Source organism: Kytococcus schroeteri (genome assembly GCF_002847825.1).
In the GTDB taxonomy this organism is placed as follows: domain Bacteria; phylum Actinomycetota; class Actinomycetes; order Actinomycetales; family Dermatophilaceae; genus Kytococcus; species Kytococcus schroeteri.
This window is the reverse complement of the sequence record NZ_PKIZ01000013.1, coordinates 71,397-96,313: the sequence shown is the minus strand read 5'-3', so window position 1 is coordinate 96,313 and position 24,917 is coordinate 71,397. Positions and strand designations below refer to the sequence as shown.

Annotated in this window: 19 protein-coding genes and 1 riboswitch; of the genes, 12 read left to right on the top strand and 7 right to left on the bottom strand. The window is 76.1% G+C overall.

The annotated features are described in order from the left end of the window. The first annotated feature begins 223 nt into the window (after nucleotides 1–223). Both CYJ76_RS07895 and cobF read left to right on the top strand, forming a co-directional pair. Nucleotides 224–1,663: a cobyric acid synthase gene (locus tag CYJ76_RS07895; protein WP_101849762.1), complete on the top strand. Its 1,440-nt coding sequence runs from the start codon at nucleotides 224–226 to the stop codon at nucleotides 1,661–1,663. Next, a complete protein-coding gene (cobF, locus tag CYJ76_RS07890) occupies nucleotides 1,660–2,439 on the top strand; it encodes a precorrin-6A synthase (deacetylating) (protein ID WP_101849761.1) in 780 nt (259 codons plus the stop codon). The genes CYJ76_RS07895 and cobF overlap by 4 nt, the downstream gene beginning before the upstream one ends. A 24-nt stretch (nucleotides 2,440–2,463) precedes the next feature. Here the strand turns inward: cobF and bluB are convergent, their stop codons facing one another. The 3 genes from bluB to CYJ76_RS07875 form a co-directional block, all read right to left on the bottom strand. Next, nucleotides 2,464–4,275 (bottom strand): 5,6-dimethylbenzimidazole synthase, encoded by a 1,812-nt coding sequence (bluB, locus tag CYJ76_RS13100; RefSeq protein ID WP_101849760.1) that lies wholly within the window; start codon nucleotides 4,273–4,275, stop codon nucleotides 2,464–2,466. Then, the gene (gene cobN / locus CYJ76_RS07880) at nucleotides 4,275–7,970 is read right to left on the bottom strand and encodes a cobaltochelatase subunit CobN (protein ID WP_101849759.1); all 3,696 of its coding nucleotides are present in this window, start codon (nucleotides 7,968–7,970) and stop codon (nucleotides 4,275–4,277) included. The genes bluB and cobN overlap by 1 nt, the downstream gene beginning before the upstream one ends. 149 nt (nucleotides 7,971–8,119) lie before the next feature. Then, nucleotides 8,120–8,392: a nucleotidyltransferase family protein gene (locus tag CYJ76_RS07875; protein ID WP_269148620.1), complete on the bottom strand. Its 273-nt coding sequence runs from the start codon at nucleotides 8,390–8,392 to the stop codon at nucleotides 8,120–8,122. Between the two features lie 185 nt (nucleotides 8,393–8,577). On the opposite strand from CYJ76_RS07875, the gene CYJ76_RS07870 reads away from it, so the two are divergent. Genes CYJ76_RS07870 through cobI form a run of 3 tightly spaced genes read left to right on the top strand, consistent with a single transcriptional unit; the run spans nucleotide 8,578 to nucleotide 11,907 of the window. Next, nucleotides 8,578–9,708 carry a cobalamin biosynthesis protein CobG gene (locus CYJ76_RS07870; RefSeq protein ID WP_238138193.1) on the top strand — a complete coding sequence of 377 codons (1,131 nt, stop codon included), beginning with the start codon at nucleotides 8,578–8,580 and terminating at the stop codon, nucleotides 9,706–9,708. Then, nucleotides 9,695–10,384 (top strand): precorrin-8X methylmutase, encoded by a 690-nt coding sequence (locus CYJ76_RS07865; protein WP_101849756.1) that lies wholly within the window; start codon nucleotides 9,695–9,697, stop codon nucleotides 10,382–10,384. The genes CYJ76_RS07870 and CYJ76_RS07865 overlap by 14 nt, the downstream gene beginning before the upstream one ends. Next, nucleotides 10,381–11,907, top strand: a complete 1,527-nt coding sequence (gene cobI, locus CYJ76_RS07860; protein ID WP_101849755.1) for a precorrin-2 C(20)-methyltransferase — start codon at nucleotides 10,381–10,383, stop codon at nucleotides 11,905–11,907. Before CYJ76_RS07865 ends, cobI begins: the two co-directional genes overlap by 4 nt. Before the next feature lie 30 nt (nucleotides 11,908–11,937). Here cobI and cobM read toward each other — a convergent pair whose 3' ends face one another. Together cobM and cbiE are read right to left on the bottom strand one after the other, a co-directional pair. Beyond that, nucleotides 11,938–12,687 carry a precorrin-4 C(11)-methyltransferase gene (gene cobM / locus CYJ76_RS07855; protein WP_070705540.1) on the bottom strand — a complete coding sequence of 250 codons (750 nt, stop codon included), beginning with the start codon at nucleotides 12,685–12,687 and terminating at the stop codon, nucleotides 11,938–11,940. Further along, the gene (gene cbiE, locus CYJ76_RS07850) at nucleotides 12,684–13,952 is read right to left on the bottom strand and encodes a precorrin-6y C5,15-methyltransferase (decarboxylating) subunit CbiE (RefSeq protein WP_101849754.1); all 1,269 of its coding nucleotides are present in this window, start codon (nucleotides 13,950–13,952) and stop codon (nucleotides 12,684–12,686) included. The genes cobM and cbiE overlap by 4 nt, the downstream gene beginning before the upstream one ends. Nucleotides 13,953–14,016: 64 nt before the next feature. After that, nucleotides 14,017–14,077, top strand: a riboswitch (cobalamin riboswitch). A gap of 74 nt (nucleotides 14,078–14,151) precedes the next feature. Here cbiE and CYJ76_RS07845 point away from each other — a divergent pair. Genes CYJ76_RS07845 through CYJ76_RS07815 form a run of 7 tightly spaced genes read left to right on the top strand, consistent with a single transcriptional unit; the run spans nucleotide 14,152 to nucleotide 22,557 of the window. After that, nucleotides 14,152–16,263, top strand: a complete 2,112-nt coding sequence (locus CYJ76_RS07845) for a VWA domain-containing protein (protein ID WP_101849753.1) — start codon at nucleotides 14,152–14,154, stop codon at nucleotides 16,261–16,263. Further along, the gene (gene cobO / locus CYJ76_RS07840; RefSeq protein WP_101849752.1) at nucleotides 16,263–16,877 is read left to right on the top strand and encodes a cob(I)yrinic acid a,c-diamide adenosyltransferase; all 615 of its coding nucleotides are present in this window, start codon (nucleotides 16,263–16,265) and stop codon (nucleotides 16,875–16,877) included. The genes CYJ76_RS07845 and cobO overlap by 1 nt, the downstream gene beginning before the upstream one ends. Next, entirely contained in the window at nucleotides 16,874–19,312 is a 2,439-nt protein-coding gene (locus CYJ76_RS07835) for a cobyrinate a,c-diamide synthase (protein WP_101849773.1), read from the top strand. Before cobO ends, CYJ76_RS07835 begins: the two co-directional genes overlap by 4 nt. Beyond that, a complete protein-coding gene (cobA, locus tag CYJ76_RS07830) occupies nucleotides 19,309–20,289 on the top strand; it encodes a uroporphyrinogen-III C-methyltransferase (RefSeq protein ID WP_101849751.1) in 981 nt (326 codons plus the stop codon). The genes CYJ76_RS07835 and cobA overlap by 4 nt, the downstream gene beginning before the upstream one ends. Continuing rightward, the gene (locus tag CYJ76_RS07825; protein WP_101849750.1) at nucleotides 20,286–21,059 is read left to right on the top strand and encodes an adenosylcobinamide-GDP ribazoletransferase; all 774 of its coding nucleotides are present in this window, start codon (nucleotides 20,286–20,288) and stop codon (nucleotides 21,057–21,059) included. Before cobA ends, CYJ76_RS07825 begins: the two co-directional genes overlap by 4 nt. Further along, nucleotides 21,056–21,592, top strand: a complete 537-nt coding sequence (locus CYJ76_RS07820; protein WP_101849749.1) for a bifunctional adenosylcobinamide kinase/adenosylcobinamide-phosphate guanylyltransferase — start codon at nucleotides 21,056–21,058, stop codon at nucleotides 21,590–21,592. The genes CYJ76_RS07825 and CYJ76_RS07820 overlap by 4 nt, the downstream gene beginning before the upstream one ends. Next, nucleotides 21,589–22,557 carry a cobalamin biosynthesis protein CobD/CbiB gene (locus tag CYJ76_RS07815; RefSeq protein ID WP_101849748.1) on the top strand — a complete coding sequence of 323 codons (969 nt, stop codon included), beginning with the start codon at nucleotides 21,589–21,591 and terminating at the stop codon, nucleotides 22,555–22,557. Before CYJ76_RS07820 ends, CYJ76_RS07815 begins: the two co-directional genes overlap by 4 nt. Here CYJ76_RS07815 and CYJ76_RS07810 read toward each other — a convergent pair. Both CYJ76_RS07810 and rpsA read right to left on the bottom strand, forming a co-directional pair. Further along, nucleotides 22,511–23,278 (bottom strand): cobalt-precorrin-6A reductase, encoded by a 768-nt coding sequence (locus CYJ76_RS07810; RefSeq protein WP_238138192.1) that lies wholly within the window; start codon nucleotides 23,276–23,278, stop codon nucleotides 22,511–22,513. The genes CYJ76_RS07815 and CYJ76_RS07810 overlap by 47 nt on opposite strands. A 109-nt stretch (nucleotides 23,279–23,387) precedes the next feature. Beyond that, complete coding sequence (rpsA, locus tag CYJ76_RS07805) at nucleotides 23,388–24,848, bottom strand: 30S ribosomal protein S1 (RefSeq protein WP_070705131.1); 1,461 nt, start codon at nucleotides 24,846–24,848, stop codon at nucleotides 23,388–23,390. Between the last annotated feature and the right edge of the window lie 69 nt (nucleotides 24,849–24,917).

The following is a 24,917-nucleotide window of genomic DNA, read 5'->3' as shown; positions in this document are numbered from 1 at the left end:
ACCCCGACGGCACCATCCACTGGACCAGCCTCCTGGGCCAGAGGTACACCACCACACCCCACGACTACCGCAACCCCTGAGCCCCACCCCGTCCGCCCCCAGCCGCCGGGCCTGCACAGGGAGTCGGGGACGGCCAGGCCCAGCCACCCACGGCCGCACCCAGCAGGGCCGGGACCGCCGGGGTCGCGTGGGGCAGCAGGCCGCGTTTCCTACGATGGCGCGCGTGAACGGCATCCTCGTCGCCGGGACGTCCTCCGACGCCGGCAAGTCCCTCCTCGTCACCGGCCTGTGCCGGGCGTGGTCGCGGCAGGGGGTGAGGGTGGCCCCGTTCAAGGCGCAGAACATGTCGAACAACTCGATGGTGTGCGCCGACGGCTCGGAGATCGGCCGGGCACAGTACCTGCAGTGCGAGGCCGCCGGCGTGGAGGCCTCGAGCCTGCACAACCCGGTGCTGCTGAAGCCCGGCTCTGACCGCCGCTCCCACGTGGTGCTGCGTGGCCGTCCCGCGGGAGAGCTGCGGGCTGGGGAGTACGCCACGGGGCGGGAGCACTTGCGCGAGGCGGCCTTCGCGGCATTCGAGGAGCTCTCGGCCTCGGTGGACCTCGTGGTGGCCGAGGGAGCCGGCTCCCCCGCGGAGGTGAACCTGCGTAGCGGCGACTACGTGAACCTCGGCCTCGCCCGACGCTTCGGCCTGCCGGTCGCAGTCGTCGGCGACATCGACCGCGGCGGGGTGCTCGCGGCCCTGTACGGCACCTGGGCTCTGGTGGACGAGGCCGACCGGACCCACCTGGCGGCCTACGTCATCAACAAGTTCCGCGGCGACGCCTCGGTCCTGGAACCGGGTCTGGAGGAGATCACCCGCCGCACCGGGATGCCGTGCGCCGGCGTCGTGCCCTGGCTCACCGACGTCTGGCTCGACGGCGAGGACACCCTCGGCTGGACGGCAGCCCCCGCCCTCGACGCCACGGAGGGCAGGCTGCACGTGGCCGTCGTGCGCCTCCCCCGCACGAGCAACGCGACCGACGTGGACGCGCTACGCGCCGAGGCGGACGTGGACGTGCACGTCACCACCGACCCCGATCTGTGCCGGGAGGCCGACCTGCTCGTCCTCCCCGGCTCCCGCGCGACGGTGAGCGACCTCGAATGGCTCCGCTCACGCGGGCTGGACCGGGTCGTCACCGAGCGGGCACGCCGTGCCCGACCCGTGCTGGGCATCTGCGGCGGCGACCAGATGCTGCGCGAACGCCTCGTGGACCCGGTCGAGTCCGGCGCCGCGGTGGACGGGCTGGGCCTGCTCCCGGGCACGGTGACCTTCCACCTCGAGAAGACGCTCGCCCGCCCGAACGGCACCTGGCAGGGCCTGCCCGTGAGTGGCTACGAGATCCACCACGGCACCATCGACGCCGAGGAGACCTGGGTGGGCGGCGCCCGGTCCGGCGCGGTGTGGGGCACGGTCTGGCACGGTCTGCTCGAGGGTGACCCCTTCCGCCGCGCGTGGCTCACCGAGGTGGCCTCCGCCGCGGGTTCGTCGTGGATCGCGGACCCGTCCGCTCCGGGGTTCGTGGCCCGCCGTAGCGCGATGGTGGACATACTGGCCGACGCGTGCGCCGAGCACCTCGACCTCGACCTGATGCTCGACCTCGCGCGGGCGGGTGTGGCGTGAGCGCGCGGCGGGTGCACGTCATCGGCATCGGGGCCGGCGACCCGCAACACCTGACCATGCAGGCGGTGGCCGCGATGCAGGAGGTGGACGTCTTCCTCGTGGCCGACAAGGGCGGCGCGGCCCGCGACCTGCTGGCTGCCCGGGAGGCGCTGTGCCGCACCCACCTCGAGGAGGGCAGCTATCGCGTCGTGGCCGTCGTGGACCCCGAGCGCGGAGCTGATGCGCCGCGCCGGGGCGCCGCCTACACCCGGGGTGTCGAGGACTGGCACGACGCCCGCGCCCGAGCCTGGCGCGAACAGCTCGCCACCCTGCCGGAGGGCGCGGTGGCCGGCTTCCTCGTGTGGGGCGACCCGGCGTTCTACGACTCGACGCTCCGGGTGCTGCACCACGTTGCCCAGACCCTACCCCTCGACCTGAGGGTGACCCCGGGCATCACCGCCTTCCAGGCCCTCGCCGCCGCGCACGGCACGGTGCTGCACGGCATCGGCGAGCCGGTGCACGTGACCACCGGACGACGCCTGCTGCAGGAGTGGACACCGGACCTGGGCCCCACGGTGGTGATGCTCGACGGCCACCTGACCTGCCGCGAGCTGGTGGACCGCGCCCCCGACCTGAGCCTGCACTGGGGCGCCTGTCTGGGGCTCCCCCAGCAGGAGCTCCGGGCGGGCCGGCTGGCCGAGGTGGTCGACGAGGTGGCAGCGGTCCGTGCCGCCCTGCGCGAGCAGCACGGCTGGGTCATGGACGTGTACGCGCTCGGCGCCGGCCCGGTGGACTGACGGCCCCGGCCCGCTGGGCCGACCTCACTCCCCCGCCGTGTCCTCCCTCAGCGCGTCCTGCCCCGGCGCGTCCTCGGCCGTGCGGACGGTCTCCCGGCGCGCGGAGAGGGTGGCCAGCACCATCCCGGCGGCGAGGCAGGCCCCCACCCCCTCGCCGGCCCGCAGGCGCAGGCTCAGCAGGGGCTCCAGCCCGAGTGCGCGGAGCACCCGGGGGTGGGCCACCTCCCGGGAGCGCTGCCCGGCCACCAGGTGTGCCTGCACGGCCGGCTCGATGCGGGTCGCGGCCAGGGCCGCCACGCAGGTGGCCAGCCCATCGAGCACCACGGGTGCACCGGCCTCCACCGCCCCGAGGGCGACCCCGGTGAGCACCGCGACCTCCGGCCCGCCGACGGCCGCCAGGGCCCGCCGGGCACCCGCTGCGTCCCCGGGCGACGCACCGGTGCGCTCCAGGGCCGCGGCCACCACGGCGCGCTTGCGGGCGACCATCGCGTCGTCGGACCCCGCCCCCAGCCCCACGAGCTCGCCGGCCTCCGCAGGCTCCAGCCCCAGGAGGGCCCCGGCGAGGGCGGCGGCCACGGTGGTGTTTCCGACGCCCACCTCGCCGAGCACGACGAGCCCCGGGCCTGCGGGCCCACCGCTCAGCGCGGCGTCCCGCCCCAGCACCCGACCGGCCTCCAGGAGCGCGTCCACGTCGGCCTCGGTGAGGGCGTCGGCGGACACGAGGTCGCCCTGCGGCCCCCTTGGGCGGGCGGCCGTGGCCCCGCGCACCTCGGTGGCGCAGCCAGCATCGACGACGAGGACCTCCAGCCCCGCAGCGCGCGCGTGGGCCGCCCCGAGCGACCCGCCGGCCACCGCGGCGGTGAGCACGTCGTACGTGACCCGCGTGGCGTAGGCCGAGACGTCGTGGGCGGTCACCGGGTGGTCGGCCCCGGCCAGCACGAGCGTGCCCCCGGCGATCCCGGGGCCCGCCAGCGCGGCGACCCGGCTGGCCACCCGGTCGAGCACCCCCAGCGCCTCCGGAGGTGCCAGCAGGCGGTCGGCGGCGTCGGTGGAGCCCACGAGACGGTCGGCCGCCGGCCCGCGCAGGTGCGAGACCGGAGCGTCCGGGGCGGCGTCCCCCTCTTGGGGCCACCGCTCGGAGAGCACGACGTCCTCCAGAGGCGCCTTGCGCGACCACGCCGCCCGCTGCAGCCCCGGCTCCGGCGGCCGCTCGTCCGGCCAGCCCAGGCACAACCAGCCCAGCGTCTCCACGCCCTCGGGCAGGTGGAGCAGACCCGCCAGGTCCGCCGGCTCGAAGAGGGTCACCCACCCCATGCCCAGCCCCAGCGCCCGGGCGGTCAGCCACATGTTCTGGATGGCGCACGCGCACGACCACAGGTCGGTGTCCGGGAAGGTGGCACGCCCCAGCACGCCGGCGGCCGGGGTGCGGCGGTCACAGGCCACCACCACGCCCACCGGGGCCTCCCGCAGCCCCTCGAGCTTGAGGTCCAGCAGCCGCGCCGCCCGCTCGGGCACGAGCAGGTCCGCCTGGGCCACGCGCGCCGCGTCTGCGAGGTGCGCCGCCCGGTCGCGGGTGGCCGGGTCGCGGACCACCACGAAGCGCCACGGCTGGGAGTGCCCCACCGACGGCGCTGCGTGCCCGGCGGCGAGCACCTCGCGCACCAGCTCCTCGGGCACCGGGTCGGGGCGGAACCGGCGGATGTCACGCCGGGCGCCCAGCACGTCCTCCAACGCGGCGCGCACCTGCTCCCCCATCGACCAGCCGGAGGGGTCGGCGGCCCGCTGCGCCGCGGAGCTGGGGTCCCCGATGCGGGGAGTGGGGCGGGGTGGTTCCATCACTCCTCCAGGTCGCCCTCGACGTCGAGGTACACCTGCTGCATCTGCTGCAGGAGCTCGGCGTCGGGCTCCTCCCACAGCCCCCGCTCGGCGGCCTCGTGCAGCTTCTCGATGATGCCGCGCAGCGCCCACGGGTTGGCGTGGGTCATGAAGGCGCGGTTCTCCTCGTCGAGCACGTAGGAGCGGGCCGTCTGCTCGTACATCCAGTCCGGCACCACGTGGCTCGTGGCGTCGAAGCCCACGAGGTAGTCCACGGTGGCGGCCAGCTCGAAGGCGCCCTTGTAGCCGTGGCGCTGCATGGCGGAGATCCACCGCGGGTTGACCACGCGGGCCCGGAAGATGCGGGAGGTCTCCTCGGCCAGGGTGCGGGTGCGCACCACGTCCGGCGAGGTGGAGTCACCCACGTACGCGGCCGGTGCCGTGCCGGTGAGCGCCCGCACGGTGGCCACCATGCCGCCGTGGTACTGGAAGTAGTCGTCGGAGTCGAGGATGTCGCTCTCGCGGTTGTCCACGTTCTTGGCCGCCACGGTGATGCGGCGGTAGTTGCGCTCCATGTCCTCGCGCGCCGGGGCGCCGTCCAGGTCACGGCCGTAGGCGTACCCGCCCCAGGTGGTGTACACCTCGGCCAGGTCGGCGTCGTCCCGCCAGGTGCCGGACTCCATCACCTGCAGCAGGCCGGCGCCGTAGGTGCCCGGCTTGGAGCCGAACACGCGCGTCCTCGCGCGCCGGGCGTCGCCGTGCTCGGCGAGGTCGGCCAGGGCGTGCTTGCGGGGGAAGTTCATCTCCTCGGGCTCGTCGAGGTCCACCACCAGGGCCACCGCGTCGTCGAGCAGGTCGATGACGTGCGGGAAGGCGTCGCGGAAGAAGCCCGAGATGCGCACCGTGACGTCGATGCGAGGGCGCCCGAGCTCCTCCAGGCCGATCGGCTCCAGCCCGACCACACGGCGGGACTGCTCGTCCCACACCGGGGTGACACCGAGAAGTGCGAGCACCTCGCCGATGTCGTCTCCGCTGGTGCGCATGGCCGAGGTGCCCCAGGCCGAGAGGCCCACGGACTCGGGGTACTCCCCGGAGTCCGCCAGCGCCCGCTCCACGAGCGAGGCCGCCATCGCCGACCCGGTCTGGTAGGCCAGCTGGCTCGGGATGGCCTTGGGGTCCACCGAGTAGAAGTTGCGCCCCGTGGGCAGCACGTTGACCAGTCCCCGCAGCGGCGACCCGCTGGGACCGGCCGGCGTGTACCCGCCGTCCAGGGCGTGCAGCACGGCGTCCATCTCGCCGGGCGTCTGCGCCAGGCGGGGCACCACCTGGGTGCAGGCGAACTGCAGCGCGGCCACGACGCCCTCGCGGTCCACAGCGGGGCCAGCGTCGGCACCCGCGGCCGCGCCAGCGCGCTCACCCTCGCCCTCGGCCAGCTCGGACAGCAGCCCGTCGACGAGGCCGGGCACCGCACCGGCCTGCCAGCCGGTCTCGGCCAGCCGGGCCACCAGGGCCCGGGCGCGCTCCTCGGCGCGGTCGGTGGCCACGCGGTCGTCCGAGCCCTCCACCAGGCCCAGCGCGGTGCGCAGCCCGGGGATGCCGCCGCGCTGCCCACCGAACATCTGCGGCGAGCGCAGCACGGCCGTCACGAGGTCCACCAGCTGCTCGCCCTCCGGCGCCTGCCCGAGCACGTGCAGCCCGTCACGGATCTGCACGTCCTTGATCTCGCACAGCCACCCGTCCACGTGCATGACGAAGTCGTCGAAGTCGTCCTCGCCGGGCATGTCCTCCAGGCCCAGGTCGTGGTGCAGCTCGGCGGCACGGATGAGGGTCCAGATCTCCGTCTGCAGGGCCGGGGCCTTGGCCGGGTCCATCACCGAGACGCTGCCGTACTCGTCGAGCAACTGCTCCAGGCGAGTGATGTCGCCGTAGCTCTCCGCGCGCGCCATCGGCGGGATGAGGTGGTCCACCACCGTGGCGTGGGCGCGGCGCTTGGCCTCGGTGCCCTCGCCCGGGTCGTTCACGAGGAAGGGGTAGACCAGCGGCAGCGAGCCCAGGGCGGCATCGGTGCCGCAGGCCGCGGACATGCCCAGCGACTTGCCCGGCAGCCACTCGAGATTGCCGTGCTTGCCCACGTGCACCACGGCGTGCGCACCGAACTCCTCGGCCACCCAGCGGTAGGTGGCCAGGTAGTGGTGGGTGGGCGGCAGGTCCGGGTCGTGGTAGATCGCGATGGGGTTCTCCCCGAAGCCGCGCGGCGGCTGCACGAGCAGCACCACGTTGCCGGCGCGGATCGCGGCAGTGACGATCTCGCCCTCGGGGTCGCGGGAGAAGTCGACGAACAGCTCGCCCGGCGCCTGCCCCCAGTGCTCGGTCATCGCGTCGGTGAGCTCAGCGGGCAGCGCCTCGAGCCACCGCCGGTAGGTGGCCGCGGGGATGCGCACGTGCGCGTCGCCCAGCTGCGCGTCGGTGAGCCACTCGGGATCCTGCCCGCCGGCGGCGATGAGGGCGTGGATGAGCGCGTTGCCCGCGGTGGTGTCCGGGTGCTCGCCCTCCACCGGCTCCACGCCGTCCAGGCCCGGCACCTCGCCGGGCGCGCCGAGGTCGTACCCGGCCTCCCGCATCGCGCGCAGCAGGCGGATGGTGGAGACGGGCGTGTCCAGGCCCACCGCGTTGCCGATGCGCGAGTGCTTGGTGGGGTACGCCGAGAGCACCACGGCGATGCGCCGCTCAGCCGGCGGGACGGTGCGCAGGCGGGCGTGGTTGACCACGGTGCCGGCCACGCGGGCGGCGCGCTCGGGGTCGGCCACGTAGGTGGGCAGCCCGTCGGCGTCGAGCTCCTTGAAGCTGAACGGCACCGAGATGATGCGCCCGTCGAACTCGGGCACCGCCACCTGGGTGGCCACGTCCATGGGTGAGAGGCCGTCGTCGGAGGCCTCCCACTCGGCGCGGCTCCACGTGAGGCACAGGCCCTGCACGATCGGCACGTCCAGGGCGGCCAGGTCGGCCACGTCCCAGGCGTCCTCGGCGCCCCCGGCGGAGGCGTCCGCGGCCCGGGTGCCGCCGGCGGCCAGCACGGTGGTCACCAGACCGTCGTAGCGGCGCAGGTGCTCCAGCAGCTCGGTCTCGGCGTCGCGCAGGGAGGAGACGAACACCGGCTCACCGGCGCCCCCGGCGGCGTCCACGGCATCGGCCAGGGCGTGCACGTACGCGGTGTTGCCGGCCACGTGCTGGGCCCGGTAGTAGAGGATGCCGATGCGGGGGCCGCCCTCGGTGGGCGTGGCGCCCGGGCGCTCGGCGACGCCCCAGGCCGGGGTGGGCACCACGGGGTCGAAGCCCTCGCCGGTGAGCAGGAGCGTGTCGCCCAGGAAGGCGTGCAGCGAGGCCAGGTTGGTCGGTCCGCCCTCGGCCAGGTAGCCGTGCGCGGTGGACGCGACGCCGGCCGGGGTGGTGGAGAGCTCCATGAGGGCGGCGTTGGGGGCCTGCTCGCCGCCGAGCACCACGACGGGCGTGCCCGCATCGACCGTGGCCTGCATGCCGGGCCACAGGTCGGGCAGGTCCTGGGGGGCGCCGAGCAGGCGCACCACCACCACGTCGGCCCCGTGGACCGCGGTCGCCGGGTCCGTGCGCGCCGGGTTGACCACCGCGTAGTCGGCGCCACTGGCGCGGGCGCTCAGGAGGTCGGTGTCGGAGGTCGACACCAGGGCGATGCGGGTCACGGGGGCTCCTCGGGCTCGGGGACGCGGATGTGGCTCGGGCCACGCTGGGCCGGCCGCAGCGTATCCCGGGAGCCGGGCGGTCGTCTGATCGGTCCGTCAGGCGTCGAGGTGCGTCACCGCCTCCGCGATGACCTCAGTGCGCGTGCGCTTCACAACGGCACCGCCTCGGCCAGGACACGATCCTTCACGAGGGGGTGAAGGGCAGGCTCCGCCACGAGGTCAACAGGGCGTTCGAGGATCGTGGAGATGTCCCGCTCCAGGGCCACCAGTTCCATGAGACCGAGCGTCCTCGACGGCAGGAACAGCAGGTCGATGTCCGACTCCGGACCGTCCGTCCCGTGGGCAGTCGACCCGAGGACCCTCACCTGCGACCCGCCGTGCTCCGCGACCAGCCGCTTCACCTCCGCGGCGTGGCGGCGCAGGGACCGGGCGCCCTCCGTGGTGCCGTGGAAGCGCAGGATGCGGGAGATCTCCGGCTAGCTGCGACCGGTCTGGCGCGCGATCTCCGTCTGCGTCATGCCACTGGCCGAGGTCCTCAATGTGCCGACATTGCAAGACCTGTACCGCAGACGTCCTCGTCGTCGCGCCCTCGTCTACAGTTCCGCGCGTGACCGCCCACGACGCCCCCGACCGCTGCCCGGGGGTGCTGCGTCCGCACCGGGCGGCCGACGGTGCCCTGGTCCGCGTCCGTGTCCCCGGTGGCCGCCTGCCGGCGACCTCCCTGGTGCGGCTGGCCGCGCTCGCCGCCGAGCACGGCACACCCTTCCTGCAGCTCACCTCGCGCGCGTCGCTGCAGCTGCGGGGCCTGCCCGACGCGGTGCCTCAGGCCCTCGAGGAGGCCGTCCGAGCCTTGGGCCTGCTGCCCTCGGACGACCACGAGCGCGCCCGCACGCTGGTGGCCGCGCCCGCCCGTGTGCTGGACCCGGTGGTGGAGGCCGTCGACGCCGCGGTGCTCGCCGAGCCCGCCCTGGCCGAGCTCCCCGGCCGTTGGCTTACCGTGCTGGCCGATGCCGCTGGCACGCACCTGGACCTGCCCTTCGACGTGGCCTGGCGGCCCGAGGCGGCCGACCCGGACCGGGGAACGCTGCTGGCCGGCGACCGGGCCCGCGGCTGCGACCGCCGGGACGTGCCGCGTGCCGTGGTGGACCTGATGCTCCGCTTCCTCGCCCACCGCCCGGGCGCCGGCACCTGGAACCTGCGCGACCTGCCCGAGGGCTCCCCCGTGCTGACCGGGTGGGAGGAGCGCGTCCCGGACGGTGTCGCGCCGCCCCCGGCCCCCGGGCCCACACCCGATGGACGCGATCGCGTGGTCGGCGTCCCCCTCGGTCTGCTCACCCCGGCCCAGGCCGATGCCGTGGCGGCGGTCTGCAGCTCGCTCGTCGTCACCCCCGCGCGCTCCCTCGTGCTGCGCGACCCCGCCCCCGGCGCCGAGGACGCACTGGAAGCCACAGGCCTGCTGACAACGCCCGGGCACCCCCTGACCCGCACCACCGCCTGCATCGGCGCGCCGCACTGCACCCGCACCGAGGTGCCGACCCTCGCGTGGGCCCGCGCGGCCGCGGAGGCCGCCACCGCCACCCGCACCACCTCCTCCACCACCACTACTTCCACCTCCCCCGCCGCGCCCCCGGTGCACGTGGTGGGATGTGCGCGCGCCTGCGGCCGTCCGCCCGGCGCCCGGGTGGTGCTGCCCACCTCCCCCGACGACGTCCTGGAGGCCCTCGATGACCGAGGCTGAGCCCCTCGCCCCGCCCCGCACCTACCCGTACGAGACCGACGGGCGGGCCATCTACCGCGAGTCCTTCGCCACCATCCGGCGCGAGACCGACCTGACCCACCTGCCCGAGGCGCTGCACCCCGTGGCGGTGCGGATGGTGCACGCGGCAGGCGACACCTCCCTGCCGGCGGTGGTGGCCGGGCACCCCGACGTGGTCGCCGCAGCCCGCGGCGCGCTGGAGGCCGGGGCGCCGATCCTCACCGACTCGCGGATGCTGGCCGCCGGCATCACCTCCGCTCGTCTGCCGGCGGACAACGCCGTGCGCTGCCTGCTGCGCGACGACCGCACCGCCGGCCTGGCCGAGGCGTGGGGCACCACCCGCTCGGCCGCCGCGGTGTCGCTGTGGGAGCCGGACCTGGAGGGGGCGGTGGTGGCCATCGGCAACGCACCCACGGCGCTGTTCCACCTGCTGGAGATGCTCCACGCCGGGGCCCCGCGGCCGGCGGCGATCGTCGGGATGCCGGTGGGATTCGTCGGTGCGGCGGAGTCCAAGGAGGCCCTGGCCGCCCACCGCCTGGACGACGCCGACCTGCCCGGCGGCCAGGTGCCGTGGCTCACCGTCCACGGTCGCCGGGGCGGGTCGGCCCTGGCCGCCTCGGCGCTCAACGCCCTGGCCACCGCGCAGGAGATCCTGTGACCGCCGGGACCCTGCACGTCGTCGGGGTGGGACCGGGCGACCCCGAGCTGGTCACGCGCAGGGCAGAGCGCCTCATCGCTGCCGCGCCGGTGGTGGCCTACCACCGCGCCCCGCGCCGACCCAGCACCGCGCGCGCCATCGCGGCCGGGTTCCTGGGCGAGGGCGTGACCGAGGAGGAGCTCGTCTACCCGGTCACCACCGGCCCGACCGAGGACTACCACCAGCGCCTGGCGGCCTTCTACGCCGAGTGCGCCGCCCGCCTGGGCGAGCACCTGCGCGCCGGGCGCGACGTGGTGCTGCTGGCCGAGGGCGACCCGCTCTTCTACGGCTCGCCCATGTACGTGCGCGACCTGCTCGGCGAGGAGTTCACCGTCGAGGTGGTGCCCGGGGTGACCTCCCCCTCGGCCGCCACCGCCGCCGTCGGCACCGGGCTGTGCCGCCACGAGGACGTGCTCACCGTGCTGCCGGGCACCCTGCCGGTGGCCGAACTGGCGCGTCGCCTGGCCGACACCGACGCCGCCGTGGTGATGAAGCTGGGCCGCACCTTCCCCACCGTCCGCGAGGCGCTGCGCGAGGCCGGGGTGCTGGACCGCGCCGTGTACGTGGAGCACGCCAGCCGCGGCACGCAGCGGGTGCTGCCCGTGGCCGAGGTGGACCCCGCCACGGTGCCGTACATGGCCCTGGTGGTGGTGCCCGGGCAGGACCGCCGGGCCGATGCCGCGGGACGCGCCGTGCCGCAGGCCGCACCGGCGGCGGGCGGAGGCGGCTCCCTGCACGTGGTGGGGCTGGGTCCGGGCGACGACGCCCTGCGCACCCCGCAGGCCGATGCCGTGCTCGCGGCGGCCACGCACGTCATCGGGTACGCGCCCTACCTGGCGCGCGTGCCGCAGCGCGACGGGCTGGTGCGCCTGCCCAGCGGCAACACCGTCGAGGTGGACCGCGGACGCCAGGCGCTGGAGCTGGCCGCCGCCGGGCACCACGTGGCCGTGGTCTCCGGGGGCGATGCCGGGGTGTTCGGCATGGCCGCAGCCGTCTTCGAGGCCCGCGAGGTGGCCGCCGGCGACGCCGACCCGGCCACCGCGGCCCTGGGCGCGGTGCCGGTCACGGTGGTGCCGGGCGTGACCGCGGCGCACGCCGCATCGGCCCTGGCGGGTGCCGCGCTGGGCGCCGACCACGCGCTCATCTCGCTCTCGGACCGACTCAAGCCCCTCGAGGTGGTGCTGGACCGCGTGCGCGCCTGCGCCCGCGCCGACCTGGCGATGGCCTTCTACAACCCGCGCTCCCGTTCGCGCCCGCACCAGCTGGGCGAGGTCGTGGCGGTGCTGCGCGAGGAGTTGCCCGGCGACCACGTGGTGGCCGTCGCGCGACAGGTCAGCCGCGAGGGCGAGGCGCTGGAGGTCACCGACCTGGCGTCCTTCGACCCGGAGGTGGTGGACATGGGCTGCCTGGTGCTCGTCGGTGCCCGCAGCACGCGGGTGACGGCCGACGACCGGGTGTGGACGCCGCGTTACGTGGAGGGCTGAGAGGCCGGCATCGCCGCGGGCCTCCCGGCCTCAGCCGCGGCGGCGGTCGCAGCTGTAGAGGTGCGACTCCACGAAGTCGGTGTCACCGGCCGCCAGCGCCGGCCCCACGAGGATGACCGCGGCCTGCCGCAGCCCGGCGGCCTCCACCTGGTCGGCGATGTCCGCGAGCGTCCCGCGCAGGATCAGCTCGTCGGGCTGGCTGACCAGCGAGCCCACGACCACCGGGCAGTCGGCCCCGTAGTGCTCGGTGAGCTCGGCGGCCAGCCGCCGGGTGTGGCGGATGGCCAGGTGCAGCACGAGCGTGGCCCCGGTGCGGGCGAAGTTCGCCAGCTCCTCGCCGGCCGGCATCCGCGTGGAGTCCTTCTGCGCGCGGGTGAGCACCACCGACTGCGCCACCTCCGGCACGGTGAGCTCGCGCCCCACCACCGCGGCGGCCGCCGCGTAGGCCGGCACGCCGGGGCAGACGTCCCAGGGCACCCCCGCGGCGTCGAGGCGGCGGGCCTGCTCGGCCACTGCGCTGTACACCGACGGGTCGCCGGAGCAGAGCCGCGCCACGTCGTGCCCGGCCTCGTGCGCGGCGACCATCTCGGCGGTGATCTCGTCGAGCGTCATCGACTGCGTGTTCACCAGCCGCGCGCCCTGCGGGCAGTGGCCCAGCACCTCGTCGTCCAGGTAGGTGCCGGCGTACAGGCACACCGCCGAGCCCGCCAGCAGGCGGACGGCGCGCAGGGTGAGCAGGTCGGCGGCGCCGGGTCCGGCTCCAATGAAGTGGACGGTCACGACTCTCCTCGGGGGTCGGTGGGGTGGTCGGTGGTTCCCGTGCAGGCGCCCTCGCCGGTGACGAGGCTCCACGTGGTCACGGTGCGCGCGGGGGTCCAGCCGCGCAGGCGGCCCAGCGGCGCCAGGCGCTCGATGGCGGTGCGGCTCACCTCGCCGCCGTGGCGGGCCTGTGCGGCCAGCAGTACCTGCTCGGTCTCCACGGTGACGCCGTGCGCCACGAGCCGGCCGCCCGGGCGCAGGCCGGCCAGGGCGCCGTCGACGACCTCGGCGGTCACGCCGCCACCGCAGAACACGGCGTCGGGGGTGGGCAGGTCCGCATCGGCCACGGCGGCCGCGGTGGTGGTGCGCAGCACGGTGACGCGGTCGGCCACGCCCAGACGCGCCGCGGCCTGCTCGGCGGCCGCGGCGCGCCCCGTGTCGCGCTCCACGAGCACCGCGCGCGCCCCGCGGGCGGCCAGGGCCCACTCGATGCCGACCGCCCCGGACCCCGCCCCGAGGTCCCACAGCACGCCGCCGGGCACCGGGCGCAGGCGCCCGAGAGCGGCGGCGCGCAGGTCGCGCTTGGTGATCATGCCGCCGTCGGTGAACAGCGCGTCCGGGCGACCGGGCGCCGGCCCGGTGCCCACGGTGGGGGCGCCGCGAGCCGGCAGCTCGACGCACAGGACGACGAGGTCCGGCGTGGGTGCGGGCTCCCAGGTGGCGGCGGTGCCCTCGCGGCGTCCCTCGCGCTCACCGCCGAGGTGCCACAGGGCCGTCAGCCGCGCCGACCCCCAGCCGGCCTCGCGGAGCAGCCCCGCGAGCGCCTCCGGCCCCCCGCCGTCGGAACAGAGCACCACGAGGCGGGCGCCGGGCGTCAGCGCGGGCAGCAGCCGCCGCGGGTCGCGGCCCACCACGGTGACCACCTCGACGGACTCCGCCGCCCACCCCATCCGGGCGCGGGCCAGGGTGTCGGAGGACAGCGCCGGGTGGATGCGCACCGCCCCGGGCCCGAACTCCTCGAGCAGCGTGGTGCCGATGCCGGAGCGCAGCGGGTCCCCGGAGGCCAGGACCACCGTCAGGCCGTCGCGGCCGGCACCCGGGAAGAGGCCGGGCAGCCCGGCGCGCAGCGGGGAGGGCCAGGTGAGGCGCTCCTGCCCGGGGCGCGGCTCCAGCATCGCCAGGTGGCGCGCTCCCCCGACCACGCGCGGCGCGGCCTCCACGAGGGCGGCGACGGCCGGCGACCAGCCCGCGGGGCCGTCCTCGCCCACTCCCACCACCTCGATCATGGCGGTCACCCTATGTGGTCGCACGCGGCGAGCCGTCTGCGATCATGTCGCCCGTCGCGTGCGAGGAATCCGGTGAGAGTCCGGAACGGTCCCGCCACTGTGAGCCCTCTCGGGCGAGTCAGGACGTCGCCCGCGGCCGCCGGTGCGTCCGCGCCGGTGCCCCGATGCCGGCACGCGCGGTCACGTGCCAGGAGGACCCATGAGTCGTTACCCGTTCACGGCCGTCGTCGGCGCCGACGACCTGTCGCTCGCCCTGGTGCTCAGCTGCATCGCCCCTGAGGTGGGAGGCGTGCTGGTGCGCGGCGAGAAGGGCACCGCCAAGTCCACCATCGTGCGCGGGCTGGTGGAGGTGCTGCCGCCGGTGGACGTGGTGGAGGACTGCCGCTTCGCGTGCGACCCTGCCGTCCCGGCCGCCGACTGCCCGGACGGTCCGCACGAGGACGCGGCCGCCACCTCCCGCCCGACGCGTCTGGTGGAGCTGCCCGTGGGCGCCGGGGAGGACCGCGTGGCCGGAGCGCTCGACCTGGCCGAGGCGCTCGGCGCCGGCCGTGCCGCGTTCCGCCCCGGCCTGCTGGCCCAGGCGCACCGCGGGCTGCTCTACGTGGACGAGGTGAACCTGCTGCACGACCACCTCGTGGACCTGCTGCTGGACGCCTCGGCGATGGGGGCCAACACCGTGGAGCGCGACGGCATCTCCCTGACGCACCCGGCGCGGTTCGTGCTCGTCGGGACGATGAACCCCGAGGAGGGCGAGCTGCGCCCGCAGCTGCTCGACCGGTTCGGGCTGTCGGTGGACGTGGCGGCCTCCCGCGAGCCCGGCGTGCGCGCCGAGGTGGTGCAGCGCCGGCTGGCCTTCGACGCCGACCCCGCCGGCTTCCGCGCACGGTTCGCCGCCGCCCAGGAGGAGCTCGCCGCGCGGATCCGCAGCGCGCGGGCGGCGCTGGGCGAGGTGGTGCTCGACGCCCGCACGCTGCGCACCATCGCGCGGGTGTGCGCCGGCTTCGACGTGGACGGCATGCGCGCCGACATCGTCATCGCCCGGGCCGCGGCCGCGCACGCCGTGTGGCAGGGGCGCACCACGGTGGAGCGCGAGGACGTGCGGGCCGCCGCGCGCTTCGCCCTGGCCCACCGGCGGCGCCGCGGGCCGTTCGACCCGCCCGGTCTCGACGAGGAGCTGCTCGACCGGCTGCTCGACGAGGAGGACCCCGAGCCGCCCACGGACGGTCCCGACGAGGGTCCCGAGGGACCCGGCGACGACGGCACGCCGGATGGCGACGGTCCCCAGGAGGGCGGGGACCAGCCCGATCCGGGCGAGCCCGCCGCGGACGACCGTCGCGAGCGCCCCACGCCGCCCGAGCCGCAGTCGGGCCCGCAGACGGGCACCGACTCTCCCGACTCCCCCGGCGGTGAGACGGCCGAGGCCGACGACGCACCCCGCGCCGACGACACCACCGGCCCCGCCCGCATCGGGCTGGCGGCCGCCGACGCGCCCTACCGGACCCGCCGGTTCGAGATCCGCGGCCTGGGCCACGGGGCCGCCGGGCGCCGCAGCCAGGCCGAGACCACCCACGGCCGGCGGGTGGGCACCGACCCCACCGGCCGCGGCCCGGTGCACCTGCCGGCCACCGTCCGCGCCGCGGCCACACGGCGGGCGGGCGCGACGGCATCGCACGGGGCCAGCGAGCCCACCGGCCGCCTGCGCGTGCTGCCCGACGACCTGCGGCACGCCCGCTTGCGGGGCCGGGAGTCCAACCTCGTGCTCTTCGCGGTGGACACCTCCGGCTCCATGGCCGCCCGGAAGCGCATGGCCGCGGTGAAGACCGCCGTGCTCAGCCTGCTCGTGGACGCCTACGAACGCCGCGACAAGGTGGGCCTGGTGACCTTCTCCGGCGAGGACGCCCGCCTGGTGCTGCCGCCCACCTCCTCGGTGGACCTGGCCGCCGCCCGCCTGGCCGAGGTGCCCCACGGCGGCCGCACCCCACTGGCCGAGGGCCTGACCACCACCGCCACCACGCTGCGCTCCGAGGCCGTGCGCGACCCGCGCCGTCGCGCCCTGGTGGTCCTGGTGACCGACGGCCGCGCCACGAGCGGCGAGAACGCCCTGGAGCGCGCCCGCGCCATCGCCGACGCGTGGCACGCCACCGCGCCGGAGACCGTGGTGGTGGACTGCGAGGCCGGGCGCTTCCGCATGCACCTGGCCGCCGACCTCGCCCACCGCATGGGCGCCACGCACGTACCGCTGGAGAGCGTCTCCGCCCACGGCCTGCTCGAGGCCGTGGCCGCCCACCGACCCGCAGGGAGGGCCGCCTGATGCCGAAGGGCCAGACCCCCGTCACACCCCAGGACGGCCGCACCACCAACCAGCGCCGCCACCAGCCGGTGGTGGTGCTCAACCACGGCCAGGGCAAGGGCAAGTCCACCGCCGCGTTCGGCCTCGCGCTGCGCGGGTGGAGCCAGGGCTGGTCCATCGGCGTGTTCCAGTTCGTGAAGTCCGCCAAGTGGCGCATCGGCGAGCAGCAGGCCCTCGAGGCGCTCGGCGAGCTGCACGCCGCCACCGGTCAGGGCGGCCCGGTGGAGTGGCACAAGATGGGCTCGGGCTGGTCGTGGTCGCGCACCCGCGGGTCCGAGGAGGACCACGCCGCCGACGCCCTCGAGGGCTGGCGCGAGGTCCAGCGTCGGCTGGCCGCCGAGACCCACCGCCTCTACGTGCTCGACGAGTTCACCTACCCCATCACGTGGGGCTGGGTGGACGGCGAGGAGGTGGCCGCGACCCTCGCGGCGCGCCCCGGCACCCAGCACGTCGTCATCACCGGGCGCGACCCGCACCCGGCCCTGCTCGAGGTGGCCGACATCAGCACCGAGATGACCAAGGTGAAGCACCCCTTCGACCGCGGGCAGCGCGGACAGCGCGGCATCGAGTGGTGAACCTCCCCCGCCTCGTGGTGGCGGCCCCCGCCTCGGGGCACGGCAAGACCACCGTGGCCACCGGGCTCATGGCCGCCCTGACCGCCCGCGGGCTCGCCGTCGCGCCGGCCAAGGTGGGGCCGGACTTCGTGGACCCCACCTTCCACACCGTGGCCACCGGCCGCCCCGGGCGGAATCTCGACCCGTGGCTGCAGGGCGAGGACCACGTGGCCTCCGTGCTCGCCCGCTCGGCTGCGCTGCCCACCGCTGCGGACGTCGCCGTCGTCGAGGGCGTCATGGGCCTGTTCGACGGGCGCCTGGGCACCGACGGGTGGGCCTCCACCGCGCACGTCTCCCAGCTGGTGGGCGCACCGGTGCTGCTCGTGGTCGACGCCTCCTCGGCCTCGCGGACCGTCGGTGCCGTCGTGCACGGGCTGGCCACCCTCGATGCGGGGGTGCGCGTGGGCGGGGTGGTGCTCAACCGCCTCGGGTCGCTGCGGCACGCCGCCGAGGTGCGCCGCGCCGTGGAACAGGTGGGCGTCCCCGTGCTGGGGGTGCTGCCCCGCGACGCCGAGCTGGCCTCCCCCGCCCGCCACCTGGGCCTGGTACCCGCCGGGGAGCGCGAGGACGCACAGGCTGCCGTGGAGCGGATCGGCGTGGTGGTGGCCGAGCACGTGGACCTCGACGCGGTGCTCGACCTGGCCCGCACCGCCGGGCCCCTGGAGGCGGCGCCCTGGGAGCCACCGGTGCGCGCGACGGACGGGGGCGAGGGGCCCGATGGCGGTGCGCGACCGGTCGTGGCCGTGGCCGCCGGGCCCGCGAGCGGCTTCTGCTACCCCGAGACGCTCGAGCTGCTGCGCTCCCGCGGCCTGGAGCCGATCCCCTTCGACCCGCTCGTGGACACCGCCCTGCCGCCGGGGACGCGGGGCCTGCTGCTGCCCGGGGGCTACCCGGAGGTGCACGCCGAGGCGCTGGCCGCCCGCCGCCCGGGCCTGGAGGCGCTCGCCGCCGCGGTGCGCGCCGGCGTGCCCACCTGGGCCGAGGGCGGTGGCACGCTGCTGCTCCTGGAGCAGCTCGAGGGCCACCCGATGGCCGGCGTGCTCCCGGGCGCGGCACACCTCGGGGCGCGCTCGGTGCTCGGCTACCGCGAGGCCACCGCGCCGGCCGACACGCTGCTCGCCCCGGCCGGCGGCGTGGTGCGCGGCCACGAGATCCACCGCACCCGCATCGAGGGGGAGGCCCAGTCCCCGGCGTGGCGGTGGGACGGGGCGGCCGACGGCTTCTCCGCCGACCCGGCCGGCACCGGGCACCCCACCCTGCACGCGTCCTTCCTGCACACCCACCCAGTGGGCCACCCCGGGCTCGGCGTGGCCTTCGCCGAGGCGGTGCACGCCGCCGCGCCGTCACCGGGCGCAGCGCACCACGGCGACGCCGAGCTGGCCGCGGGCCTGGAGGACTTCGCGGTGAACGTCCGCGTGCCCCGGCCCGCCGCCGAGCTGCTGCCGGTGCTGCAGGCCGCCCTGGCCGACGCCGCCGGCTACCCCGACCCCCGGCCCGCGCAGGAGGCGCTCGCCGGCCTCCACGGCCTCGACCCGGCACAGGTGCTGCCCACCAACGGCGCCGCGGAGGCGTTCACCCTCGTCGCGCGGGCCCTGACGCCGACCGACCCCGTGGTGGTGCACCCGCAGTTCACCGAGCCCGACGAGGCCCTGCGCCGCGCCGGACGCCCCGCCCGCGCCGTCGTGCTGCCGGTCGACGCCGCCACCCCCTTCGATGCCGGGCTGCTCACCGCCGCAGGCCCCGCCGACCTCGTGGTCGTCGGCAACCCGACCAACCCGACCGGCCGGCTCCACCGGGGCGAGGAGTTCCTCGCGCTCGCCGGGGAGGACCGGGTGCTCGTGGTGGACGAGGCGTTCATGGACCTCGTGCCCGGCGAGGCCGAGTCCCTCCTGGCCCCTGCGCACCGCGACCACCTGTCCGGCGTGCTCGTAGTCCGCTCGCTCACCAAGACCTGGGGCATCGCCGGGGTGCGCGCCGGGTACGTCGCCGGCGACCCGAGGCTGGTCGCCCGACTGGCCGACCAGCAACCCCACTGGTCGGTCAACGCCCTCGCGCTGGCCGCCCTGGAGCACACCGCCTCCCCCGCCGCGCAGCAGCAGGTCGCCGGGTGGGCCACCGAGATCGCCGCCCACCGGGACCACCTCGTCACCGGTCTGCGCGCCCTGGGCCTGGATCCCCTGCCGTCGGTGGCGCCCTTCGTCACGGTGCGCGTCGGCGTGGGTGTCCACGCCGGTCTGCGCGCCGCCGGGTTCGCCGTCCGCCGCTGCGACACCTTCCCCGGCCTCGGCGCCGCGTGGGTCCGCCTCGCCGTCCGCCCGCCGGAGGCCACCGACCGGCTGCTGGCGGCCCTGTCCACCGTCCTGACCACCCCCCGCCCCGAGGGAGGCCCCCGATGACCCGCGTGCTCGTGCACGGCCACGGCCCCAAGCTGCCCGGCCTGCTCGCCCGCCTCACCGAGCAGGGGCACGCCGTGCACGTGCCCGAGGCGCAGCGCACGCCCCAGCTCGACGACCTCGTGGCGCGCGGGTGGGCCACCTACGTGCCGGACCCCGACCCGTGGTCCTTCGATGCCGTGCACCGCGCCGGCGGGGAGGTGGCGGACGGGGCGCCCGCATCGCGTGAGCCCGCGGAGGGCGCGCCCACGCCCGGACGCGTCCTGCTCGTCGGCGGCGGCCCCGGCGACCCCGGCCTGCTCACCACCCGGGGCCTGGAGGCCGTGCGCACGGCCGACGTCCTGGTCTGCGACCGGCTGGCGCCGCTCTCCGTCCTCGACCAGGCCCGCCCCGACGCCCGCGTGGTGCACGTGGGCAAGATCCCGCGCGGGGAGTCCACGAGCCAGGAGGCGATCAACGCCGTCCTCGTGGAGCACGCGCTGGCCGGTCGCACGGTGGTGCGCCTCAAGGGCGGCGACGGCTTCCTCTTCGGCCGCGGCGGCGAGGAGTGGCTCGCCTGCGCCGCGGCCGGTGTCCCGGTGGAGGTCGTGCCCGGTGTGAGCTCGGCCCTGGCCGTCCCTGCCCTGGCCGACGTGCCGGTCACCCACCGCGGCACCTCGCAGGGCGTCGCGGTCGTCTCCGGCCACGTGCCCCCCGGCGACCCGCGCAGCCAGGTGGACTGGGCCGCTCTGGCCACCAGCGGCCTCACCCTCGTGGTGCTCATGGGCCTGCAGAACCTGCCCCACATCGCCGCCGCCCTGTGCGATGCCGGGATGCCCGCCGACACCCCGGTCGCGATGGTGGAGAACGGCTCCACGCCCGCCCAGCGCACCGTCCGAGCACAGCTGGCCACCGCGGCCGAGCGTGCGCGGGCCGAGCAGTTGCACGCCCCGGTGGCCGTCGTCATCGGGCCCGTCGTCGACGCCCTGGCGGTCCCGTGAGCACGGCCGCACGCGGCCTGCGGCTGTCCGTCGGCACCCTGACCCGCGTGCCGGTGGGCGAGGTCGGCACCCCCACACGCGCCGAGGGCGGCTGGTCGATGGTGCTCGCCCCGGTGGCCGCCCTCCCGCTGGCCGTCGGCGCGGGACTGGTCACCGCCGCCGGCCACGCCCTGGGCCTCGCGCCGCTGGTGGTGGGCCTCCTGGTCGTCGCCCTGCTCGCCTGGGGCACGCGCGGCATGCACCTGGACGGCCTCGCCGACACCGTCGACGGCCTCGGCGGCGGCTGGGACCGCGACCGCGCCCTGGCCATCATGCGATCCGGCGACGTCGGCCCGATGGGGACGGCCGCCCTCGTGCTCGTACTCGCCCTGCAGGCGGCCGCCGCCGGGGGCCTGGGGGCCGTGGAGGTCGCCGGCGCGGTCGCGTTCTCCCGTGCGGCCTGCACCGTGCTGGCCTTCCGCACGTTCCCGGCAGCCCGGCCCGGCGGGCTCGGGGCCCTCGTGGCCGGCACCGTCGGCATCGCCGCCCTGGTCGGCGTGCTCACCGCCGCCACCGTCGCCCTCGGCGTCATGCTCCTGCTCACCGGCTGGGGCGATGCGGCAGCCCTGGCCGCGCCCGCCTGCACCGCGGCTCTCGTCGTCGCCTCCCTCGCCGTCGCGCAGGGTGCCTGGCGGGCCGTCGGCGGCGTGACCGGAGACCACTTCGGCGCCGTCGTCGAGCTCTCCCTGGCCGCCGTGCTCGTCGTGCTCTCGGCGGGGGCGTGGGCATGAGGACGCTCGTGACCGGCGGCATCCGCTCGGGCAAGTCCGCCCGCGCCGAGCAGCTCCTGGCCCACCTTCCCGCCACCTACCTGGCCACCGGCCCGGTCACCGAGGACGACCCCGCGTGGACCGAGCGCGTCCGCCACCACCGGGAGCGCCGTCCGAGCACCTGGACCACGGTCGAGTCCACCGACGTGCCAGCGGTCCTCGCCGACGCCACCGGGCCGGTGCTCCTCGACGAGCTGGGCACCTGGGTCTCCCACCACCTCGGCGAGGTCGGGGCCTGGGGCGACGAGGCCGGCACCACCTGGCGCGCGGCGTGGACCGACCGCGTGGACGCCCTGCTGACCGCCGTCGCCGGCTTCGACCACGAGCTCGTCGTCGTGAGCGGCGAGGTCGGCTTCTCCCTGGTCTCGGAGTACGCCTCGGGCCGGTTGTTCGCCGACGAGCTGGGGCGCCTCAACCAGGCCGTGGCCGCCCGGTGCCACCGGGTCGAGCTCGTCGTGGCCGGCTGCCCCCTCACCGTCAAGGACGCCCGATGACGCGCACCCCCGGCATCGACCCCACCGCCACCGGCGTGGTGGCCGGCTACCTCCTCGACCGCGCCCTGGGCGACCCGCGCCGCCACCACCCGGTGGCGTGGTTCGGCACCTGGGCCGGGTGGCTCGAGCAGCGCCTCCACGCCCCCACGCGCACCCGCGGCGCCCTCCACCTCGTGCTGGCCACCGCCCCCTGGGTGGGCGGCGCCGCCCTCGCCGCCCGGGGCGGCCCGCTGCGCCGCACCGCGGTCACCGCCGTGGTCACCTGGGCCGCCCTCGGCGGGCGCTCCCTGGAACGGGAGGCCACCGCCGTGGCCGACCTCCTGGCCGCCGGTGACCTGCCCGGGGCGCGCCACCGCATTCGCTCGTTGGTGGGCCGCGACACCGCCGCCGCCGGTCCGGACGACCTCGCCCGCGCCGTGGTGGAGTCGCTGGCGGAGAACCAGTCCGATGCCGTGGCCGCCACCCTGGTCTGGGGCCTGCTCGCCGGCGCCCCCGGTGTGGTGCTGCACCGCTGCTGCAACACCCTCGACGCGATGGTGGGTCACCGCAGCCCGCGGTACGCCCGGTTCGGCACCCCCGCCGCGCGCACCGACGACCTGCTCAACCTCCTGCCGGCCCGGGCCTCCGTGGCAGCCACCGCCGCCCTCGCCGGACCCCGGGCCGGACGGGTCCTGGCCACCGTGCGCCGCGACGCCCCGGCCCACCCGAGCCCCAACGCCGGCCCCGTGGAGGCCGCCCTGGCCGCCCTGCTCGGGGTGCGCCTCGGCGGAAGCAACACCTACGCCGGTGTCACCGAGGACCGCGGCACCCTCGGGGACGGCCACCCCGTGGGCCCCGCCGACATCCCGCGCGCCGTGACGGCGACCCGCCGCATCGGGCAGGTGGTGCTCGTGGGGTCCGTCGGGGCCCGGCTGGGTCTCAGGGCCGCCCGCGCAGCCAGCGCAGCACGTCCTCGGCGCGGCTGAGCTCCGGCATCCCGGACGGCGAGGCCGGCCGGGAGCGCACCACCACCGGCACCCCCAGCCGGTGCGCGGCCTCGAGCTTGGCGGCGGTGTAGGCGCCCCCGGAGTCCTTGGTCACCAGCACGTCAACCCGGTGCTCGGCCAGCAGCCGCTCCTCGGCCTCCACGGTGAACGGACCCCGGTCCAGCACCACCGTCCACCGGGCCGGTACGTCCCCGGGGGCCAGCGGCTCCACCACACGCACCAGCACGTCCCGGTCCTCCCAGTGCGTGAAGTGCCCCAGCGTCTGCCGCCCACTGGTGAGGAAGGGCCGCTCCCCCAGCGCCGCGGCGGCCTCGGCCACTGCGGACCAGTCGTCGGCCCAGGTCCACGTGGCCGCCAGCGGGTGCTCCCGCCACCCGGGCCGCGCCAGGCGCACCACCGGCACGCCGGCCCGCTCGGCCGCCTGCACCGCGTGGGTGCGCATGCCCACCGCAAAGGGGTGCGTCGCGTCCACGAGGTGGGTGCACCGGCCCGCGCGGAGGGCGTCCACGAGCCCGTCCACGCCCCCGAACCCGCCGATGCGGACCTCCCCCACCGGCAACCGCGGACGCGACACCCGCCCGGCCAACGAGGAGGTCACCGGCACCCCGGCGTCCACGAGCAGCGCGGCCAGCTCCCGCGCCTCGGCCGTGCCACCCAGCAGCAGCACCCGGGTCTCCCCCGCCGTCTGCACGTCGTCCACACGCACGTCCTTCCTGTCTGCTGTCCACCCCGCCCACGCGGACGGCCCCGCCCACCACAGGGGTGGACGGGGCCGTCAGAGCGCTTCCGCGGCCGGGCCGCGGACCGAATCAGTTGCCGGTGAGCTTCTCGCGCAGCGCGGCCAGGGCCTCGTCGGAGGCCAGGGTGCCCTCACCCATGCCGGACTCCACGGAGTCCTCGGACGGGCCACCCGAGCTGTACGAGGTGGCAGCGGCCGGGGCCGCGGCGGCCTCGGCGTCCTCCTGCGCAGCCTTCTCGATCTGGGCGCGGTGGGCCTCCCAGCGGGCGTGGGCCTCGGCGTACTCCTTCTCCCAGGCCTCGCGCTGGGCCTCGTAGCCCTCGAGCCACTCGTTGGTCTCCGGGTCGAAGCCCTCGGGGTACTTGTAGTTGCCCTGCTCGTCGTACTCGGCGGCCATGCCGTAGAGGGTCGGGTCGAACTCCTCGATCTCGGAACCCACCTGGTTGGCCTGCTTCAGCGAGAGGCTGATGCGACGACGCTCCAGGTCGATGTCGATGACGCGGACGAAGACCTCCTGGCCCACCTGCACGGCCTGCTCCGGCAGCTCCACGTGGCGCTCGGCCAGCTCGGAGATGTGCACCAGGCCCTCGATGCCGTCCTCGACGCGCACGAACGCACCGAAGGGCACCAGCTTGGTGACCTTGCCCGGCACGATCTGGCCGATGGCGTGGGTGCGAGCGAACAGCTGCCACGGGTCCTCCTGGGTCGCCTTCAGCGACAGGGAGACGCGCTCACGGTCCATGTCGACGTCCAGGACCTCGACGGTGACCTCCTGGCCCACCTCGACGACCTCACCCGGGTGGTCGATGTGCTTCCAGGACAGCTCGGAGACGTGCACCAGGCCGTCGACGCCACCCAGGTCCACGAAGGCACCGAAGTTGACGATGGACGACACGACACCCGGGCGGACCTGACCGCGCTGCAGCTCCTTGAGGAAGGAGGTGCGCACCTCGGACTGGGTCTGCTCGAGCCAGGCGCGGCGGGACAGCACCACGTTGTTGCGGTTCTTGTCCAGCTCGATGATCTTGGCCTCGATCTCCTGGCCCACGTAGGGCTGCAGGTCGCGGACGCGACGCATCTCCACGAGGGAGGCCGGGAGGAAGCCGCGCAGGCCGATGTCGACGATGAGGCCACCCTTGACGACCTCGATGACGGAACCGGTGACGACGCCGTCGTCCTCCTTGATCTGCTCGATCGTGCCCCAGGCGCGCTCGTACTGCGCGCGCTTCTTGGACAGGATCAGACGACCCTCCTTGTCCTCCTTCTGGAGGACCAGGGCCTCGACGGTGTCGCCGACCTCGACGACCTCGTCGGGGTCGATGTCGTGCTTGATCGACAGCTCACGGGAGGGGATGACGCCCTCGGTCTTGTAGCCGATGTCGAGCAGCACCTCGTCGCGGTCGACCTTGACGATCTGCCCCTCGACGATGTCGCCATCGTCGAAGTTCTTCATCGTCGCGTCGATGGCGGCGAGCAGCTCCTCCTGCGAAGCGAAGTCGGCGGCAGGAGCAGCGGTGGGGGTGGAAGTCATTGAGTGGGAACTCCGATGGACAGTTGGGATGGGGCCCCGGGCGCGTGGCCCCCGCACTCGGGAGTGGCA

Coding starts and splice junctions, on each gene's coding strand:
- CYJ76_RS07865 (WP_101849756.1), top strand. CDS start 9,695: ATGACCGAGGCTGAGCCCCTCGCCCCGCCCCGCACCTACCCGTACGAG.
- cbiE (WP_101849754.1), bottom strand. CDS start 13,952: ATGATCGAGGTGGTGGGAGTGGGCGAGGACGGCCCCGCGGGCTGGTCG.
- cobO (WP_101849752.1), top strand. CDS start 16,263: ATGCCGAAGGGCCAGACCCCCGTCACACCCCAGGACGGCCGCACCACC.
- bluB (WP_101849760.1), bottom strand. CDS start 4,275: ATGGAACCACCCCGCCCCACTCCCCGCATCGGGGACCCCAGCTCCGCG.
- rpsA (WP_070705131.1), bottom strand. CDS start 24,848: ATGACTTCCACCCCCACCGCTGCTCCTGCCGCCGACTTCGCTTCGCAG.
- cobA (WP_101849751.1), top strand. CDS start 19,309: ATGACCCGCGTGCTCGTGCACGGCCACGGCCCCAAGCTGCCCGGCCTG.
- CYJ76_RS07845 (WP_101849753.1), top strand. CDS start 14,152: ATGAGTCGTTACCCGTTCACGGCCGTCGTCGGCGCCGACGACCTGTCG.
- CYJ76_RS07820 (WP_101849749.1), top strand. CDS start 21,056: ATGAGGACGCTCGTGACCGGCGGCATCCGCTCGGGCAAGTCCGCCCGC.
- CYJ76_RS07815 (WP_101849748.1), top strand. CDS start 21,589: ATGACGCGCACCCCCGGCATCGACCCCACCGCCACCGGCGTGGTGGCC.